This window comes from Pseudomonas sp. C2.3V, assembly GCF_058536325.1.
The window spans coordinates 3,820,541-3,839,277 of the sequence record NZ_JBZUBN010000001.1 but is presented as its reverse complement, the minus strand read 5'-3'; the positions used below and the strand labels follow the sequence as shown (position 1 = coordinate 3,839,277).

General features: G+C 59.1%; 17 protein-coding genes and 1 pseudogene. 11 read left to right on the top strand and 7 right to left on the bottom strand.

Annotation, left to right across the window (positions count from 1 at the left end):
- Window positions 1-34: 34 nt before the first annotated feature.
- The gene (locus AC4LF3_RS18180; protein ID WP_010796026.1) at window positions 35-319 is read left to right on the top strand and encodes a hypothetical protein; all 285 of its coding nucleotides are present in this window, start codon (window positions 35-37) and stop codon (window positions 317-319) included.
- Between the two features lie 206 nt (window positions 320-525).
- Entirely contained in the window at window positions 526-2,331 is a 1,806-nt protein-coding gene (locus AC4LF3_RS18175) for a phenylacyl-CoA dehydrogenase (RefSeq protein ID WP_010796025.1), read from the top strand.
- A 159-nt stretch (window positions 2,332-2,490) separates the two neighbouring features.
- Here the strand turns inward: AC4LF3_RS18175 and AC4LF3_RS18170 are convergent, their stop codons facing one another.
- The 4 genes from AC4LF3_RS18170 to AC4LF3_RS18155 are packed head-to-tail and all read right to left on the bottom strand — an operon-like array spanning window position 2,491 to window position 7,295.
- Entirely contained in the window at window positions 2,491-3,390 is a 900-nt protein-coding gene (locus tag AC4LF3_RS18170) for an efflux RND transporter periplasmic adaptor subunit (protein ID WP_010796024.1), read from the bottom strand.
- A gap of 12 nt (window positions 3,391-3,402) precedes the next feature.
- Complete coding sequence (locus AC4LF3_RS18165; protein ID WP_010796023.1) at window positions 3,403-3,603, bottom strand: DUF1656 domain-containing protein; 201 nt, start codon at window positions 3,601-3,603, stop codon at window positions 3,403-3,405.
- Window positions 3,593-5,785, bottom strand: a complete 2,193-nt coding sequence (locus AC4LF3_RS18160) for an FUSC family protein (protein WP_491836110.1) — start codon at window positions 5,783-5,785, stop codon at window positions 3,593-3,595. The genes AC4LF3_RS18165 and AC4LF3_RS18160 overlap by 11 nt, the downstream gene beginning before the upstream one ends.
- A gap of 7 nt (window positions 5,786-5,792) precedes the next feature.
- Entirely contained in the window at window positions 5,793-7,295 is a 1,503-nt protein-coding gene (locus AC4LF3_RS18155; protein ID WP_122041451.1) for an efflux transporter outer membrane subunit, read from the bottom strand.
- 169 nt (window positions 7,296-7,464) lie between these two features.
- Between AC4LF3_RS18155 and AC4LF3_RS18150 the strand changes: the two genes are divergently transcribed.
- From AC4LF3_RS18150 to AC4LF3_RS18140, 3 genes and pseudogenes are all read left to right on the top strand, one after another.
- Window positions 7,465-8,439 carry a LysR family transcriptional regulator gene (locus tag AC4LF3_RS18150; RefSeq protein ID WP_019366670.1) on the top strand — a complete coding sequence of 325 codons (975 nt, stop codon included), beginning with the start codon at window positions 7,465-7,467 and terminating at the stop codon, window positions 8,437-8,439.
- Window positions 8,440-8,590: 151 nt separating this feature from the next.
- Window positions 8,591-9,463, top strand: a pseudogene (locus AC4LF3_RS18145) (DMT family transporter); the annotation flags it as partial.
- A gap of 36 nt (window positions 9,464-9,499) precedes the next feature.
- The gene (locus AC4LF3_RS18140; protein ID WP_289928714.1) at window positions 9,500-9,799 is read left to right on the top strand and encodes a DUF2218 domain-containing protein; all 300 of its coding nucleotides are present in this window, start codon (window positions 9,500-9,502) and stop codon (window positions 9,797-9,799) included.
- 170 nt (window positions 9,800-9,969) lie between these two features.
- Here the strand turns inward: AC4LF3_RS18140 and ubiA are convergent, their stop codons facing one another.
- Genes ubiA through AC4LF3_RS18125 form a run of 3 tightly spaced genes read right to left on the bottom strand, consistent with a single transcriptional unit; the run spans window position 9,970 to window position 12,513 of the window.
- On the bottom strand, window positions 9,970-10,914 hold the full coding sequence (gene ubiA / locus AC4LF3_RS18135; RefSeq protein ID WP_491836109.1) for a 4-hydroxybenzoate octaprenyltransferase: 945 nt from the start codon (window positions 10,912-10,914) through the stop codon (window positions 9,970-9,972).
- A gap of 57 nt (window positions 10,915-10,971) precedes the next feature.
- Window positions 10,972-11,514 carry a chorismate--pyruvate lyase family protein gene (locus AC4LF3_RS18130; protein WP_491836108.1) on the bottom strand — a complete coding sequence of 181 codons (543 nt, stop codon included), beginning with the start codon at window positions 11,512-11,514 and terminating at the stop codon, window positions 10,972-10,974.
- Window positions 11,515-11,559: 45 nt separating this feature from the next.
- The gene (locus AC4LF3_RS18125; protein WP_491836107.1) at window positions 11,560-12,513 is read right to left on the bottom strand and encodes a LysR family transcriptional regulator; all 954 of its coding nucleotides are present in this window, start codon (window positions 12,511-12,513) and stop codon (window positions 11,560-11,562) included.
- Between the two features lie 233 nt (window positions 12,514-12,746).
- On the opposite strand from AC4LF3_RS18125, the gene AC4LF3_RS18120 reads away from it, so the two are divergent.
- The 6 genes from AC4LF3_RS18120 to lra1 all read left to right on the top strand — a co-directional run bounded on the left by AC4LF3_RS18120 (window position 12,747) and on the right by lra1 (window position 18,690).
- Window positions 12,747-13,670 (top strand): amidohydrolase family protein, encoded by a 924-nt coding sequence (locus AC4LF3_RS18120; RefSeq protein WP_491836106.1) that lies wholly within the window; start codon window positions 12,747-12,749, stop codon window positions 13,668-13,670.
- Window positions 13,671-13,936: 266 nt separating this feature from the next.
- Complete coding sequence (locus tag AC4LF3_RS18115) at window positions 13,937-15,277, top strand: MFS transporter (protein ID WP_491836105.1); 1,341 nt, start codon at window positions 13,937-13,939, stop codon at window positions 15,275-15,277.
- Window positions 15,258-16,442, top strand: coding sequence for an L-rhamnonate dehydratase (gene rhmD / locus AC4LF3_RS18110; RefSeq protein WP_491836104.1), 1,185 nt, complete (start codon window positions 15,258-15,260; stop codon window positions 16,440-16,442). The genes AC4LF3_RS18115 and rhmD overlap by 20 nt, the downstream gene beginning before the upstream one ends.
- Window positions 16,443-16,492: 50 nt before the next feature.
- Window positions 16,493-16,819 carry an L-rhamnose mutarotase gene (gene rhaM, locus AC4LF3_RS18105; RefSeq protein WP_491836103.1) on the top strand — a complete coding sequence of 109 codons (327 nt, stop codon included), beginning with the start codon at window positions 16,493-16,495 and terminating at the stop codon, window positions 16,817-16,819.
- Window positions 16,819-17,877: an L-rhamnose/proton symporter RhaT gene (gene rhaT, locus AC4LF3_RS18100; RefSeq protein WP_491836102.1), complete on the top strand. Its 1,059-nt coding sequence runs from the start codon at window positions 16,819-16,821 to the stop codon at window positions 17,875-17,877. The genes rhaM and rhaT overlap by 1 nt, the downstream gene beginning before the upstream one ends.
- A gap of 42 nt (window positions 17,878-17,919) precedes the next feature.
- Entirely contained in the window at window positions 17,920-18,690 is a 771-nt protein-coding gene (lra1, locus tag AC4LF3_RS18095) for an L-rhamnose 1-dehydrogenase Lra1 (protein WP_197871477.1), read from the top strand.
- Window positions 18,691-18,737 lie beyond the last annotated feature (47 nt).

The window sequence follows — 18,737 nt, the reverse complement described above, 5'->3', positions numbered from 1 at the left end:
GCCAAACGCCTCAAGCAGTTAAAGGGAGCGGCTTATGAATATTTCCGGAAACAGTTTCACTTACGGGGTGGCGGCCTATCAGGCGGGCCAGTCCCGTGTCGATCAGGCCGGTGCAGCCATTGCGGCCAGCAGCCTGCCGAATGATGCGCAGACACGTGTCGATCAGGTTCGCAGCGTCGATGGAGCTTCTCAGAATCAGGCAGATAAGGCCGCACAGCTGGTCGAGTTGCAAGCGGGTAAGCGCGAGGCCCTGGCGGGCTCTCGAGTTATCCAGGCAGCCAGTGCAACATTGGGAAGCCTTATCGATACCTACGCCTGACCTCTGTTCCCTCCAGGGGGAGAAGGTGTAATACAAGCGCCGCGGGTGGATAACCACTCGCGGCGTTTTTGTATCCAGGCGTCGCCTGTGGTCAGACACGCTTGACAGGCCTCAGAGGAAAACATAAGTTTCAAACAACTGTTTAACGCCGGTCAGGAGATACCTGCGGCGCCTTCCCATAAAAATGCATTCCAGAGGTAACAGTCATGCCTGACTACAAGGCTCCCTTGCGTGATATCCGCTTTGTCCGTGACGAACTGCTGGGTTATGACGCGCATTACCAGAGCTTGCCCGGCTGCCAGGATGCTACCCCGGATATGGTTGCCGCTATTCTTGAGGAAGGCGCCAAGTTCTGCGAGCAGGTCCTGTCGCCGCTGAACCGTGTCGGTGACAAGGAAGGCTGCGTATGGAGCGAGTCGGGCGTGAAGACGCCGACAGGCTTCAAGCAGGCCTATCAGCAATTCGTAGAAGGTGGCTGGCCGAGTCTGCCGCATGATCCTGCTCATGGCGGCCAAGGTCTGCCTGAGTCACTGGGTATTGCCTTGTCGGAAATGATCGGCCAGGCCAACTGGTCCTGGGGCATGTATCCAGGCCTTTCCCATGGTGCGATGAACACCATTGAAAGCCATGGTACCGACGAGCAAAAGCACACCTACCTGACCAAACTGGTTTCCGGCGAATGGACAGGCACCATGTGTCTGACCGAGCCTCATTGCGGCTCCGATCTGGGTATGCTGCGTACCCGTGCCGAGCCGCAGGCTGACGGTAGCTACGCGATCAGCGGAACCAAGATCTTTATCTCTGCCGGTGAACATGACCTGACCGACAACATCGTGCATATCGTGTTGGCCCGCCTACCTGACGCACCGGCGGGTACCAAGGGTATCTCACTGTTCATCGTACCCAAGTTCCTGCCCAATGCCGAAGGTGGCATAGGCGAGCGCAACGGTGTGACCTGCGGCTCCATCGAGCACAAGATGGGTATCCACGGTAACGCCACTTGTGTCATGAACTTCGATAGTGCCAAAGGCTTCCTGATCGGCCCGCCCAACAAGGGCCTGAACTGCATGTTCACCTTTATGAACACGGCGCGTGTTGGGACGGCCTTGCAAGGTCTGGCCCATGCGGAGATCGCCTTCCAGGGCGGTATCCGGTATGCCCGTGAACGCCTGCAGATGCGCTCCCTGACCGGGCCAAAAGCGCCCGAGAAGGCTGCTGACCCGATCATTGTCCACCCGGACGTCCGCCGCATGTTGCTGACCATGAAGGCGTTCGCTGAAGGCAACCGTGCCATGATCTACTTTGCTGCCAAGCTGGTAGATGTGACCCGTTACAGCCAGGATGAGGAAGAGCGAAAGAAAGCCGATGCGCTGCTGGCCTTCATCACGCCGATTGCCAAGGCCTTCATGACTGAAGTGGGCTTCGAAGCGGCTAGCCATGGCATGCAGATCTATGGCGGTCATGGTTACATTTCTGAATGGGGCATGGAGCAGAACCTGCGCGACAGCCGTATTGCCATGATGTACGAAGGTACTACCGGTATTCAGGCCATTGACCTGTTAGGCCGTAAGGTACTGATGACTCAGGGTGAGTCGCTCAAGGGCTTTACCAAGATCGTTCACAAGTTCTGCCAAGCGCAGGAAGGCAATGCTGATCTCAAGGAGTTCATCGAGCCACTGGCCAAGCTGAACAAGGAATGGGGCGAAATCACACTGAAGGTCGGCATGGCCGCCATGAAGGACCGTGAGGAGGTAGGCGCTGCCGCAGTGGACTACCTGATGTACTCTGGTTATGCCTGCCTAGCCTATTTCTGGGCCGATATGGCGCGTGTAGCCAGCGAGAAGCTTGCTGCCGGAACCGATGAGGCTGCGTTCTACAAGGCCAAGCTGCAGACCGCGCGTTTCTATTATCAGCGTCTGCTGCCACGTACCCGCATGCATGTCGAAGCGATGCTGGCAGGGGCTGGCAGCCTGATGGATGTGGCGGAAGAGGATTTCGCTCTGGGTTATTGATTAGTCGGGCTAAAGCAAATAGAGGGGCTGCGTCGTTAGGCGCAGCCCCTTTTTATTGGCTGATCGGTAACGCACACTGACTCGGGTATGCGCGTTCAGCCGGTGCGAGTCGGAAGTATCACTCTATGGAGTGCATTACGCAGAGGGCTCGTACCAAGATCAGTCGGCAAAGCCCAGCCAGTTGTGGTGATCATGACCGGTGCCGTCATCCAACACGACCGTGCAGGTGGTGCCTGCCGACAGCTCCATCCCCTCGGGCACTTCATCGATGGCAATGCGCACCGGAATTCGCTGCGCCAGGCGCACCCAGTTGAATACCGGGTTCACATCGGCGATCAGCTCGCGGCTCTGCGGGTTGTCCCGATCATAGATACCCCGGGCAATGCTCTCCACATGGCCCTTGAGCACCATGCCGCTCATCATTCGCATTTCGGCGGGTGCGCCGATCTTCACGTGGGGCAGTTTGGTTTCTTCAAAGTAGCCATAAACCCAGTAGGAGTTCTTGTCGATGATCGCAAGCTTGGGTGCACCGGCCGAAGCATAATCGCCACGGTAGACCAGGAGGTTGGTGACATAACCATCCACCGGCGCCACCACGCGGGTGCGGGACAGGTTCAGGCGGGCCGCTTCAAGCTGAGCCTGGGCCTGCTTGTAGTCTGCCTCAGCTGAGGAAGCGATGCTGCTGGCATCTTCACGGCTCTCCTTGGAAACGACCAAGCTGTCGATATCGGCACGGCGCTTGGCGTTTTGCAGGCGCATGTCCAGCGTTGCCTTGCGCGAAGCGACCAGGGCTTCGGCCTGATGCACGGCAATCTCGTAATGAGACGGATCGATCTGCAGGAGCAGGTCGCCTTTTTTGACCAGCTGGTTGTCATGCACCGGCACGTTGACCACAAGGCCCGACACATCCGGTGCGATGTTGATGACATCGGCGCGCACGCGTCCGTCCCGCGTCCACGGATCGTTCATGTAATGCACCCAGAGCAGCCGGCCTATCACCAGTGCGGCTACCACGACGATCAGGGTCGCCAATACGCTAAAAAGGTTCTTCAAGGTCATAGAACAAGGCTCTCAACGATAGACGGTCAGCGCCATGACGCCATAGATGCAGGCGAACAGGCTCAGGCGGAACAGGGAGGGGTGCCAGGTAAAGCGATACAGCCCAATGCTGGCGAACAGGCGATCAACGACCCACATCACCAGCAGGCCAACAATGAACAGCACGGTAACGGTGGGCAGGTACACACCGTGGAAAGCAATCTCACGAGGCATGGGCGATTCCTGTGACGGGCTCGCTCGGCGCAGCGTACTGCGCCAGGGGCGCGTGCGGGTCGAGCAGGGAGGTTCGAATGAAATGCAGGAAGCTCTGGATGCGACGCAGCGGCGACTCATCGAAATGCTGGCTATAGGGCTCACGCTGCGCTTCAACGCAGGCAATGGCCTGGTCCACCGCGGTGAGCGCACGTTGCAGATTGGTCTGGCTTGGCTTCAGGAACAGGCGGGCCAGGGCACGTCCCATGGCGCGGATCGACTGACGCCAAGGGGACGCTTCGGCAAATCGAGGCTCGGCCGGTAGGCGCTCCTGCTCCTGACGCAGCTCAATGATGGCCTGACCGACTTCCTGGACCGTAAAGGTCCAGCCCAACAGCGCCTTCTGCACCTGCGGACGGCCATTGGCCAAACCGTAGGCCTGATTGAGCAGGTCGCGCGTGGCGCTTTCGAACCGGCTCGAAAGCCCTGGCAGCGGGTCACTCGTTACACGAACGACCTGACGGCGCAGGTCACGCTCCAGGCGTCGCCAGAGCCAAGCGCTGTTGGGGGGGAGCAGGATCGAGGAAATCGCGGCTGTGGTCGCCATGGACAGCAGTACGGCGATACCGTTGTTGATGAAGTTTGACGGGTCATACACCGGTGGGTTGTCGGGAATCGAGGTAAAGCAGAAAAACACCATGCTACCCAGCCCGTAACCCATGTAACCCGGACGCAGGGCCACAAAGCTGCCCAGCATGAAGACGGGTGCCAGGGCGAACATGAGCATCCAGTATCCATCCAGTTGGGTGAAGACGAAGAAGTTCATGAAAAAGCCCACGGTAACGCCGAAAAATGCACCGATGGCCATTTGTTGGGCGGTCTTGTGGGGCATCGGACTGGACGAGGCGAGGGCGGCCACGGCAGCCGCGTTGGAGGCGAACATGCCGCCATAGGGCCAGGCTGTCATGATCCAGAACAGGCTGAGCAGCAGCACCATGAGGGCAGTTCGTACACCTGCCACGGTTGCTGCCATGGCATTGGCCTTGGCCACGAAGCGTGCCTTCCATTGCTCGCGTACATGGTGCGGAGCGGCCAGGGACGCGTGGGTCTGGACGTAGTTGTGCAGATCGTCTACCAAACGGAAGAGCAGCTCGGCAGCCGTCTCGAAGTCCAGCCGATCTTCTTCGGAGGGCGCGTTGGCAAGTAGCGAAGCACGGGCTTCCCGAATGCGTACGCGGGTATGGTCGCTCAAGGCCGAGAGACGTTCAGCGACTGCTGCCGCGTCCGGTGGTGTCAGCGGCTGACCACGCACGCTATCCAGGAGCTCCAGAAATGCAGCCTGCGCCATGTCGAATGCCGACAGTACAACGTCAGCCTGACGCTGGCGCAACCGTAGAAGCAGTCGACTCAAGGCATGCAGACGGGTCGTCATGGTCATGAACTCACTGTTCAGCCGCGAGAGACGACCGCTGCGCATGCGCATGTGCGGATCTTCAAAGGCTGTGGCGCTGCGCATGTTTTCAAGCCCGACGGCCTCGGCGGCATAGCGCACTCCACCGCTCTCCACGACATGCCGCTCCAGCTTGCCACGCAGCACATCGGCTACGTAGCCTGCAAAGGTGCCAAAGCGGTTGTATAAGGCGTTGCGCATGGCTGCGCCTGTGGTCTGCGGAAAAAGGGCTGCCGAGACGATACCGCTGCAGATAATGGCCAACGAAATCGCCAGCACCCGCATAACCGCTGACATAAAAGCACCTTCAGGGCTCATGACAGCGGGAATACCGATCAGCGCTGCGGTATAGCCTGCCAGCACACAGCCGTAGCTGCGCATATCGCGATAGCGCATGGCGCCGGCCGTGCACAGGCCAATCCAGACTGACATGCAGATCAGGAAGGGCACCCGCTCCTGGGCAAACAGGGCAACCAGCGCCAGCATGGCGATCAGGCCTGCTACCGTGCCCAGCAACCGATAGACGCTTTTGGCAAATACCTGGCCGCTCTGCGGCTGCATCACGATGAAAACGGTGATGACCGCCGAGGATGGGTGCGGCAACTGGAGGCGCATGGCAAGCCAGAGGGTCAGGCCGGCTGCGATCAGTACCTTGAACAGGTAGATCCACATGACACCGTCGCTTCTCGCCCAGGCGTTAAGCGCCTGGCGAAACGCGCTGGTGGTGGGGGTGGAAGTCGTTTCTGCTTTCATGAGGGCCTTAGGGCTTTTTGGCAATATCGACACGTGCCGGTTTCAGGTCCTTTTCGTCCGGGCCGTCTTCAGGCGCGATGGCACCGCCACCCAGAGCGGTAATCAAGCCGGCCTGGGCGCTCAGACGCATGGCCTGGACCTGTTGCTCCACCCGCTGCTGGGCAAACAGACGGGTCTGGGCGTCCAGTACATGCAGGTAATCGGTCAGGCCGCGCTCGAAGGCCTTGCGGGCAATGTCGTAGGTGCGCTGCGCCGCTTCCACGGACTCACGGGCCATGTCGGCCTGCTTGTTGGCCGAGTCGAGACGAATCAGGTTATCGGAGATGTCCTTCAGCGCTTCGATAATGGTCTGGTTGTAATGTGCAACCGCAGCGTCGTAGCCTGCCGATGCGATACCAAGCTGCGAGCGGCGCTCACCGCCATCGAAGATGGGCAGCGAGATAGCCGGTCCAAAGGAGTAACCCGTCTTTTTGGCCGTGAACAATTCCTTGAAGGTGCCCATGGTCATCGACTGACCAATGCTCGCCATCAGATCAATGTTGGGGTAGAAGTCGGCGCGGGCTACATCGACACCCTTGGCGTTCATGGCAACCTGCCAACGGCTGGCAACCACGTCGGGACGATGACCCACCAGCTCCAGTGGCAAGCGGGAGGGCAGGGTTGGCATGGCGCCCAGTTGCAGCTGCGGACGTGTCAGCGAGGCGGCGTCGCCAGGGCCTTTGCCGGCCAATGCGGCCAACTGATTACGCGAAAGCGCAATGGCTTCGTCCAGGGCTTCGATCTGTCGATGCGTTTCCGGCAACAATGCTTCGGCCTGGCTGACCTCGAACTGGGTGCCGATACCGCCTTCCAGCTGACGCTTCGCCAGTTTGGCGATCTGCTCCTGCTGATCCAGGGTCGCTTGGGCTACATCACGTTGCGCATATTGCAATGATAACTGGATGTAGGCTCGCACGATGTTGGTTGTCAGCTCGAGCACCGCAACACGTTCTTCGGCAGCTGCCTGGTGGGCACGATCCAGGGCACGCTCGCTGTCATCATGCTCGCGTCCCCAGAAGTCGAGCTTATAGCTGAGTCCCAGGGAGGCGGTATTGTTCCAGGTGGTACGGTCGGCCAGCTCGCCTGGGCCATAGAAGTTATCCGTAGGCCATGTGTAACGGCGCAGGTCAACGCTGCCGTTTACGTGGGGCGCCTCGGCGGATTCCACCAGTCCGGCCATTGCCTTGGCCGAGCGTACCCGTGCCGCTGCGGCTGCCAGTGACGGATTGCTGGTCAGGGCTTCAGCGATCCACCGGTCCAGCTGGGGATCACGGTAGGCGCGCCACCACTGGCTGGCCGGCCATTGGGCGTCCAGCTTGGCCGCACGGATGGCATCGTCCGTAGCCAGGGTGTCGGCATCGATACGTTGAGCCTCCGGCGCGATACCGTGGGTGCTGATACAGCCGGAGATTGTTGAAGTCAGAACAAAAAAGCTTATGCCAAGCAGCGAATTCTTACAGGGGAATGACACAGAAGGCGTCCAGATATTCGAGGGGAGAGTCGCTCAAACCTACGTGAATTCTAGGAAACCCCTTGTCTTGAGATAAGCCGGCTGGTTTGTGAATGTTTATCTCACATTTTGTAATAATGGCCCTCTTGCGTTCATGGCAAAATTTATTTGCTAACTAATGAGGGGCATCATGGACACATTGCACAATATGCGCGTTTTCGCCTGTGTTGCCGAAAGCGGCAGCTTTACCAGCGCGGCGCAAGTGCTGAGCACCACCACCGCACATGTTTCCCGGGCCGTTGCGAGCCTGGAAGCGCATCTGCGTACCCGCCTGCTCCATCGAACCACCCGCCGGATCGCCCTGACCGAGGCGGGGCAGCGTTACCTGCTGCGTTGCGAGCAGATCCTGGCCTATGTTGAAGAGGCCGAAGCCGAAGCCAGCGATGCTCATGCGCGGCCGGCCGGCAAGCTGCGTATCCATTCCATGACCGGGATCGGTCAGCATTACATGATCAAGGCGATTGCGGGCTATCGTCAGCAGTTTCCCGAGGTCAACTTTGACCTCACCATGGCTAACCGGATGCCGGACCTGCTCGATGAAGGCTACGATGTGGCGATTGTGGTCGCGACGGAGCTGCCGGATTCCGGCTTTGTTTCCCAGAATATCGGCCATACCTACAGCATCCTGTGTGCGTCGCCTGCCTATGTCGAAGCGCGTGGCCTGCCTCGCAGCCCATCGGATCTGCCAAGTCATGACTGCATGAGACTGGTGAGTCCGGTCGTGCCGCTGGAAAAGTGGGTTTTCGACGGACCCAACGGGCAGGAAATGGTCACCATCGGCACAACCTCGTTCCAGGTCAACGTGGGCGATGCCATGACTGAAGCGATCCAGGCGGGCCTGGGCATTGGAATCCTGCCGATTTACTCCGCCATCGAAGGGTTGCGTGACGGTTCGCTGGTTCGCGTCCTGCCGCAGTATCAACTGCAACAATTGAACGTGTACGCCTTGTATCCGTCCCGTCAGTACCTGGATGCCAAGATCAAGACGTTCGTGGCGTTCCTGCGTGAGCGACTGCCCGGCGTTCTGGAAGCTGAAGAGCACGAGCTGCGTGAGTTCAGCCTGCGCAATGCCTGTGGTGGCGCCCGTCAGGTGCAGCTGGCCTGATTCCCTTAGGCCCTGGTTATGCTTGCCCAGGGCTGTTTCTGCTTTTCTTTCCCGGCTCATCTGTTCAATACTGGACTTACCCATGCGGGCCAGGCCTTTATGCGATCAAGTGCTTAGCCTGCTAATCAGTAGTGCTCAATCAGGACAATAAATGAGCCTTCAGTCGTCTTCCGGCCTTGCCGAGCAACCGCTCAAGGGCATCGGGCTGATTTGTCTCGCGATACTCTTGTTTGCCAGCCATGACACGATGTCCAAATACCTGTCGGGTTTCTACCCGATCGTGATGGTGGTCTGGGCCCGTTACGTTTCGCATACGGTGTTGATGCTGGGCGTCTTCGGGCCTCGCATGGGGATGGGAGTGATCCGCACACGGCGGCCCGGACTGCAGATCGCCAGGGCGTTGTGCCTGATCGGGACTAGCCTGTTCTTTACGGCCGGGCTGCGTTATCTACCGCTGGCAGAAGCCACGGCGGTCAACTTCCTCGCTCCGCTGATCGTAACGGCCCTGTCAGTGCCCCTGCTGAAAGAGCGGGTGACCCGGCCGCAGTGGATCGCTGTGGTGACCGGCTTTGTTGGTGTTCTGATCATCATTCGCCCAGGTAGCTCGCTGTTTACGCCAGCTGTTCTGCTACCGCTGGGGTCCGCAGTGATGTTTGGTATCTACCAGATCCTGACCCGCATTCTTTCCTCGACTGACAGCCCCACCACCAGCAATTTCATCGCCGGACTGGTGAACAGCTTGATCATGACATCACTGTTGCCCTTCTTCTGGGAGCCGCCGAGCTGGGCGCATGCCATTTTGATGATAGGGTTAGGCGCATGTGGAATGGGCGGACACTTGCTGCTGACCCAGGCATTCCGCTATGCGCCGCCCGCGTTGCTCGCACCCTTCAGCTACGGACAGATTATCTGTGCAGGGTTGATGGGATTCATTTTCTTTGGTCATGTACCTGACGAAGGTGCCCTTGTCGGCATGACGATCATCAGCCTCAGCGGGCTGGCTGTCGCCTGGCAACAGCGGCGTGCACGCAAACCCACCACCGTATCAAGGAGACCGACTATGGCATCGTCTGAGTCCCGTATCGCCACGGCCAATCCAGGCCGCTACATCACACGGTTATGCAAGCACTGGGGACATAAATTTCAGGTAGAGTTCGACGAGGGAAAGGGCTTTATTCAGTTTCCGGCGGGAACCTGCCACTTGGAAGCGCAAGGCGACGTGCTGCTGGCAAAGATCGAGTTTCCTGTTGAAGAGTTGGAGCGGATGGAAGGGGTGGTCGCTGATCATTTGCAGCGGATGGGAAGCGGTGAAACACTGCAGATTGATTGGGTCAGGGTCTCATCAAGCCCGACTGAGTGATCGCCTGTGCCAGGGAGGCGGTAAGCGAGTCATTCGTGAAAGCCGCCGTAAAGTCACCAGAACCGCTTGTTTCGGTATCCAACAGGCGCTGCGCCTTGGCTTCACGTTCTCTGTAAGTGTGCAGAGAACGTGAAGCGCCGAAGGCATGGGAAAAAGCTGAAGCCGCCTGATCAGCGCACCAAATAATCCACCACAATCCCTATCCAGATTGCCAAGCCTGCCCAGTGATTATGCAAAAAAGCCTTGAAGCATTTCATGGGGTCCCGGTCCCGTGTACTCAGAAATTCCCAGACAAAACACCCTAGCGCCACCACAAGGCCCAGATAGAACCACGCGCCCATGTGAAAGCGCGCACCGGCAAGGAGCAGGCAGAGCAGGGTAAGGCCCTGCAGCGTCGCGATGATGATGCGGTCTGCGTCGCCAAACAGGATGGCAGTGGATTTCACGCCGATCTTCAGATCGTCTTCCCGATCCGCCATGGCGTAATAGGTGTCGTATCCCACCGTCCAGATCACGTTGGCGATGAATAATAGCCAGGCCTCAGGCGGAAGCGAGCCGGTTTCGGCGGTAAAGGCCATCGGTATTCCCCAGGAGAAAGCTGCGCCCAGCACCACCTGTGGGTAATAGGTGTAGCGCTTCATGAAGGGATACAGCGCAGCGATACCCAGGGCGCCAAAGGACATCCAGATGGTGATGGCGTTGGTAAACAGCACCAGCACGAAGCTGAGCCCAACCAGCACGGCAAAGGCAATCAGAGCTTCCTTGGTTGTTATCCTGCCGGTCGCCAGCGGGCGCGCCTTGGTACGACTGACATGACCGTCGAAGTTTCGATCGGCAAAGTCGTTGATTACACACCCCGCCGAGCGCATCAGGGCGACACCCAGCACGAAAATGATGACGTTCTTCACGCTCGGGCGGCCTTCGCCCGCAATCCACAAGGCCCAGAGTGTTGGCCAGAGCAACAGGTAGATGCCGATAGGCTTGTCCAGTCGCGTCAGTTGGACGAAGTCTTTGATGCGGCTGCTAGGCCGGGTGGTCCCGATGATTTTCTGCGGGGCGGCGGTAGCGAGCGAGGCAGCTGGCTGTGGCTTTTTACGGGAGCGGTTCTTTTTCATTGCGGCGCCGTATCGGAATGAACGAAAGCCCGAGCCGTTTTACGGCGGGCTGGCCGATTATAGCCTCTGATCTTTCAGGAACTGCCAGAACGCCGGCAGAAACACCTCGGCAACCAATACGCCAAGGCCGTCACGGCGAAAGACCGAACGCCGAGCCCAGAGCGGCTTCTGATCCTGCACTTCTTCCTGTGGAAGCCAGCCAGCAAGGTAACGCGTGGCCTCCAGCGGGCCGCGGTTAAACGCGTTATCGCTGAACAGCAGAGCGCCTAGTGGGCGTTGGCCCAGTTGAGCCAGCTCAAACCCTGAGGCCTCGAGCGCCTCGCGCGTTGCCACGCTGCGGGCAAACACCCAGCGGGTCTGCGTACCTAACAGGAAAACCTCGCGTACCCAGCCGAGCGTCTCCGACGGCGCGTCCAGGGCCTTGCATTCATCTGCCCTTAGCAGCTGCCATCCTTCAGTAATGACGTCCACCGCAAAGCGGTTACCGCTGAGCTGCGTCAGGCGCTGGGTCAAGGAGCCTTCATCTTCAAACAGCCACTTGCGGGGAGCGTCGCCGTCGAGCTGCGCAGCGTTTTGCCAGAAGGGTATGCGTGGGGTCATATCAAGTGATCTATCCGTTAGAGGCCCATAGCTTAACAGTCAGGCTTATGGCCTGAGTCCGAGATCATTGGCGCGTCGGCGCAAGAGTTGCAGAAAGGCTTCCAGCTCTTGGCTCAGGGGCTCGTTCTTGCGCAGCAGCACGCCATAGGGCGCCATCTCTTCCTCGATTTCGAGTGGAAGCGGCACGACGAGCCCGGTCCGCAGATAGTCGGAGACCACCGTTTCGGACAGCACCAGAATCGCCTCGGTCATCTGCACCAGCTGCAGCATGGCAAAGACCGAACTGCATTCAATCACGTCTCGCGGTGAGGGCAGTGAAAGCCGCTCGAAGGCGCGCTCCAGTGCCATGCGGGCCGGACTGGAGGACGGCTGTAAGATCCAGGGCCATTGGCTGACCAGCTCGCTCAGGTCGATCCGGTCGCGCCCCGCCAAGGGATGATCGGCCCGTACGGCTACGACCAGATGTTCGTTGCCCAGCGGCTCGAACTGGTAACGGCTCCGATCGCTTTCGGCGCTTTGCCGGGCGACCGCCAGGTCGATGCTGCCTTGGTCCAGTAATTCAATGAGCTGATCGCTGGTGTCGCCCATGATGCGTAACTTGAGCCGGGGATGCTGACGCTTCATGTCGGCGATGGACTGAACGACCAGATCGGGCGCTGCGCCCATGATAGTGCCGATGGAGAGATACCCATAGCCGCCTTGCTGGCGATCGGTGAGGTCTTCGGCGCAGCGGTCGAGCTGCGTTAGGGCGGTGCGGGCAAAGCGAAGGACTTCTTCGCCCAGCGCATTAGGCTTCATACCTCGCGTCTGGCGCTCAAACAGCTCGCAGCCAAAGGCATCTTCGATTTCCTGCAGCATGCGAGTGGTCGCCGGTTGCGACATGTTCAGGGCCTGCGCGGCGCGATGCAGGTTCTGGCTATTGCCCAACGTGACCAGCATGAGCAGGTGCTTGTAACGCAGCCGATTGAACAGGGCGCGCGCGGATGCGGATACGTTCATTGTTGTTCTTCCTTAGCGAACGATGCCGCCTGGGTATCGGTGTTGACCTAATTATTATTGGTAATCACGCGCCATCACAGCTAAAGAGTGGACTCCAACAATAAAAAAGGAATTCACCATGCACACCTCCTTTCTCTCACCTGCCGGCTACGTCATCTATCCGTTGTAGCTACGACGCACACTAACGCTTCGTTATGCGAAGACGACCCTTTCTGATTGGAGGCTTGGCAGCCATGGCGGCACCTGCTCTACAGGCATTCGCACAGGCTCGCGAAACCCTTGCGGTTTACCAGGGACCACGACTTGATGCCCACATTCATCTGTTCGATCCGCACCGCCCGGAGGGTATTCCGTGGCCTGAACCAGGCGATACTATCTATCGCCGCATATTGCCGGACGAATATTTCGCCCAGGCAGCCCCATTGGGCGTCGTGGGTGCGATTGCCGTAGAGGCCAGCCCCTGGCGAAAGGATAACGATTGGCTGCTTGAGGCCGTACGGCACCATACTGGCATGGTGGGCTTTGTCGGCAATCTGGTGCCAAACGATCAACGCTTTGCGGCTGACCTCGACCGGCTGGCAGCCGAGCCCCTATTTCTGGGGATGCGCTACGGCAACCTATGGGATCGTGATTTAACAGAAGACCTTCGAAAGCCTGGCTTTATCGAGGGGTTGCGCCTTCTGGCTCAGAGCGGCAGAGCACTGGACAGTGCCAACCCGACGCGATCCCTGATCGCTGCGCTGCTGGAGGTAAGTGATGCTGTCCCAGACCTTCGTATCGTGGCGGATCACTTGCCTAATGCCCAGGTCCCTCCTGCTGAAGAGCGCGCGTACTGGCGAGACCTGGAGACGTTCGCTGCCCGACCAACGGCCTTCATGAAACTCTCCGAGGTGCCGCAGCGCACACAGGGAACAGTGGGGCTGGACGTTGCGTATTACCAGGAGCACCTGGACCGCTTGTGGTCGCTATTCGGCGAAGATCGCATCCTGTTTGGCAGTGACTGGCCTAACAGCGATCACCTCGTCTCGCTGGATAAAACCATTGGCCTGACGCAGGCCTTCTTGGCTACGAAAACATCGGTAGCTCAGGAGAAAGTGTTTTATCTCAATTCCAGGCAGGCCTATCGCTGGAAGTCACGACAGGCACAGCAATCATGACCGATGCATAAAGGGTATCGGATGTAAGTTTATTTCGATTAGTCAGGCATCGCTTCTGCGCTTAGATTCAAGGCGCCTACAACAAAAACAAGGTGACCGTCATGCTCCGCTTGCCTCATGCCGCCCCTACATTCAGATGCCCTCACGCCTGTTTCGACCTTTCTTCCTCTGGCGCTAAACGTCATCGAGAGAGACTGCCCACACGCTAGTGCTTGCCGTCTCGTACGTCGCTCCACGCCCTATAACAATTCCAAGAGGAAACTGGCGTGAACACATTGTCTCCGCACATCATCAAGAAGGTCTCCTGGCGGCTTTTGCCGTTTCTCCTGCTCATGTATGTCCTGGCGTTTCTGGACCGCGCCAACGTAGGGTTCGCCAAGGCTGCCTTTCAGGCAGACACTGGCCTTTCGGATGCGGCATTTGCCTTTGGCGCCGGGATCTTCTTTCTCGGTTATGCCTTTCTGGAGGTGCCCAGTAACTTGATCATGCACAAGGTCGGTGCCCGGCTTTGGATGTGCCGAATCATGGTGACATGGGGCCTAATCTCCGCCGCTATGATGTTCGCTCACAACGAGACGACCTTTTACGTGCTGCGGTTCCTGTTGGGCGTGGCCGAGGCCGGATTCTTTCCGGGCGTCATTCTTTACCTCACATACTGGTTTCCCCAAGGTGCCCGCGCCAGGGCCATGGGGTTCTTTTATTTCGGCGCACCGCTGGCATTTATCTTCGGAAGCCCACTCTCCGGTCTCTTGCTTGAGTTCGACGGGCTGGGCGGGTTGCATGGTTGGCAATGGCTGTTCATGGTGGAAGGACTCTTGGCAACCGTTGTAGGCGTCTGGGCCTACTGGTACCTGGATAATCGTCCGGGTGATGCCAAATGGCTAACCGTCGAGGAGCGCCGGGCGCTGCAAGAGACGCTTGACCGTGAGGACCGCGAAAAGCTCGCCCACGGCAAGAGCCTGCTCAAAGTGCTGACACATCCCGGCGTTCTCTATCTGTGCTTGATCTATTTCCTGATCCAGACCAGCGTCTATGGCGTGGTGTTTTACCTGCCCACGCACGTGGCGGGGCTACTGGGGCAGAAGGTCGGCTTTATGGTTGGACTGGTGACCTCCGTTCCCTGGGTGTGCGCTCTTGCAGCTGCCTACCTGATTCCGGCCTATTCAGATCGCACCGGCAATCGCCGTGCAACCGCGGCGCTTACCGTCGCCATGGGCGGATTGGGTATTGCCGCCTCGGTAGCGTTCGGCTCGCCGCTGCTGGCGCTGGTCGCTCTATGTTTTGCCGCCTCTGGGTTCATTGCCGTCCAGCCGATCTTCTGGACATTTCCCTCAGCCTACCTCGCCGGAAGCGCGGCGGCGGGCAGCATCGCCCTGATCAACTCTATCGGCGCGCTGGGCGGCTTCATGGCACCCAACCTCAAGCGCTGGGCCGAGACGGCCTTTGACTCCACCGCGGCCGGCCTCTACTTCCTTGCCGGCGCCAGCCTTCTGGCCGGTTTGCTGATTCTTGCTGTTCACCGCTTCAGTCCTTCGACGCCCATCAAGCGCGCCGCTACGCCTCTTAATACGCTGCCAGGAGACGCCCATGAGCATGCCCACCATTAAACACGTTCGTGCCTTCACTCTACGGGGCGGCGGTGCGGATTATCACGACCAAGGCGATGGTCATTGGATCGACGACCATATCTCCACGCCCATGGCAAAGTATCCCGAGTACCGGCAGAGCCGCCGCAGCTTTGGCATTAACGTACTAGGCACCCTGGTGGTGGAAGTGGAGGCCAGCGACGGGACGGTAGGCTTTGCTGTTACCACGGGTGGTGAGTTGGGCGCCTTTATCGTCGAGAAGCACTTGGCGCGCTTCATCGAAGGCGCCAAGGTAACGGACATCGAAAAGATCTGGGACCAGATGTTCAACGCGACCCTCTACTACGGGCGCAAGGGCATTGTCCTCAATACCATTTCGGGCGTGGACTTGGCCTTGTGGGACCTGCTCGGCAAGATTCGCCAGGAGCCGGTCCATCAGCTCCTGGGCGGTCCCGTGCGGGACGAGCTTCAGTTCTATGCCACCGGCGCACGGCCCGATCTGGCCAAGGAAATGGGTTTTATCGGCGGCAAGCTGGCGCTTCAGCACGGCCCCGCTGAGGGTGAAGAAGGGCTGCGCAAGAACATCGAAACGCTGGCCACCATGCGTGAGCGGGTGGGAGACGATTTCTGGCTGATGTTCGACTGCTGGATGAGCCTTGACCTCAACTACGCTACCCGTCTTGCCAATGCGGCAAGCGAGTTTGGCCTCAAGTGGATCGAAGAGGCGCTGCCGCCGGATGATTACTGGGGCTACGCCGCCCTCCGTCAGCAAGTGCCGAGCGGGATGCTGGTCACTACGGGAGAACACGAGGCGACCCGCTGGGGCTTCCGTATGCTCTTGGAGATGGGCTGTTGCGACATTATCCAGCCGGACGTGGGCTGGTGCGGTGGTATCACCGAGTTGATCAAGATCTCGGCGCTGGCTGATGCCCATAATGCGCTGGTCGTGCCCCATGGGTCCTCCGTCTACAGCTACCACTTCGTCATTACCCGCACCAACAGCCCCTTCTCGGAATTCCTGATGATGGCGCCCAAGGCGGACAAGGTCGTGCCGATGTTCAACCCACAGCTTCTGGACGAGCCGATCCCGGTCAATGGCCACATGAAGGCCTCCGTGCTAGACAAGCCCGGCTTTGGCGTTCGGCTCAACCCTGAGTGCCAGCTGCATCGGCCCTACGATCACTGATAAAGGAGCGCGGCGCGGAGAACCGCGCCGCCAGACAAGGAACCGCCATAATGCCAACAAAAGCGTTCCGTATGACCTTGCATCCCGGGCAGGCTGAAGAGTATCAACGCCGGCACGATGAGATCTGGCCTGAGCTGGTCGACGCGCTGCTAGCCGCCGGTGTCGAGGATTACCGAATCTTTCTGGACCCTGAGACGCATGCACTCTACGCCGTACTGACGCACCGCAGTGAGCACGCCTTGGATGAGTTGCCCCGCTTGCCGGTGATGAAGCGCTGGTGGCATCACATGGCTGAGATCATGGCGACCAATCCGGACGAGTCGCCGGTGAGCGTACCGCTCTTGCCAGTCTTTACACTGACGGCAGGAGACGCGTGATGGAGGTCATCCTGCTGGGTGTCATCCTGCATTTTATCGGCGGCTTTGCTTCCGGCAGCTTTTACATCCCTTACAAGAAAGTGCAGGGCTGGGCCTGGGAAAGCTACTGGATCATTGGCGGCCTGTTCTCCTGGTTGTTCGTACCACTGGTGGCGGCCGTGCTGACTGTCCCCAACTTCACGCACATCATCGGCGAGGCCGATACGTCCACGTTGCTCTGGACCTATACCTTCGGTGTGCTGTGGGGGATTGGCGGTCTGACGTTTGGCTTGACCATGCGCTACCTGGGCCTTTCGCTGGGCATGTCCATCATTATGGGCCTGACCTCCGCCCTTGGGGCGCTGATGCCTGCAATCTACAAGGACCTGTTTACCGACGAAACCCGAGGCTCCTTTACTGAGCTGGCCGCCAGCGCTGGCGGGCATTGGGTGCTGGCGGGCGTTGCCATTTCGCTTGTAGGCATTGCTATCTGTGGGCGGGCCGGTGTGATCAAGGAGCGGGAAGTCTCCGAGGCGACCAAGCAGGCGAGTGTGGCGGAGTTTTCCCTGGCCAAGGGGTGGGCGGTCGCTATCATTTCCGGCGTTCTCAGTGCCTGTTTCAGCTACGGAATCTCGGCCGGTCGACCTCTCGCCGAGGCGGCTGTGACGCAGGGCACCAACAGCCTGTTCCAGAACAACGTCACCTTCATGCTGATCATGTGGGGCGGGCTGACCACCAATGCCATCTGGTGCTTGCTGCTCAATCGGCGTAACCGCTCGTTCCACAACTACACCGACTCGCGTACGCCGCTCCTGCGCAATTACCTCTTGGCAGCCAGCGCCGGTACGATCTGGTTTCTGCAATTTTTCTTCTATGGCATGGGTGAGAGTCGGCTCAACAACGACGCCAGCTCCTGGGTACTGCACATGTCTTTCATCATTGTCGTGTCGAACCTGTGGGGGCTGTATTTCCGTGAATGGCACGGCACCTCGGCACGTAACAAACGCATCCTGCTGACAGGCATCGTGGTCATCCTGGCTTCGATTGCTATGGTGGGGTATGGCAACTATTTGAAGTAGAGACGACTCGGCCCTGATGTTATCGAACCCAAGGAGACAACCATGCTGCTCGCAGACAAGACCGTCATCATCACCGGCGCCTCCCGTGGCATAGGCCGGGCTATTGCCCTGGAGTGCGCCCGACAGGGCGGCAAGGTCGTCATCGGGCACAGCGGTAGCGATTCCAGCAAACCGCAGGTGGCCTCGTTGATTCAGGAAATCGAGCAGGCCGGTAGCCGTGCGGTCGACGTAGGGGCTGATGCTGCCGATCCGGACACCGGCAGCACGCTCGTCAAGGCGGCAGTGGAGGCGTTTGGCAGTGTGGATGTATTCGTCAACAACGCGGGCATTTGTCCCTTTCACGCTTTTCTCGATATGCCACGCGAGGTCTATTACAAGACCGTAGACACCAATCTTAATGGTGCCTATTTCGCCGTACAGGCCGCGGCCAATCAAATGAAGGAGCAAGGAAGGGGAGGCTCGATCATTGCCGTCAGCTCGATCAGCGCATTGGTGGGCGGCGCGATGCAGACGCACTACACACCCACCAAGGCCGGGCTGCTGTCACTCATGCAGTCCTGTGCCATTGCCCTTGGCCCGTACGGCATACGCTGCAATGCCGTACTGCCGGGTACTATCGAGACCGATATCAACAAGGACGACCTGGCCGATCAGGAAAAACGCGACTACATGATTAAACGGACACCCCTGGGACGCCTGGGAGAGCCGGATGACCTGGCCGGCCCGGTCGTATTCCTCGCATCGGACATGGCCAGGTACGTCACTGGTGCATCCCTACTGGTAGACGGGGGAATGTTCGTGAACTTGCAATAGCGTTTCCGGTTCCGGGTTTATTCGGAACACCGCTCCATTTCGATTCC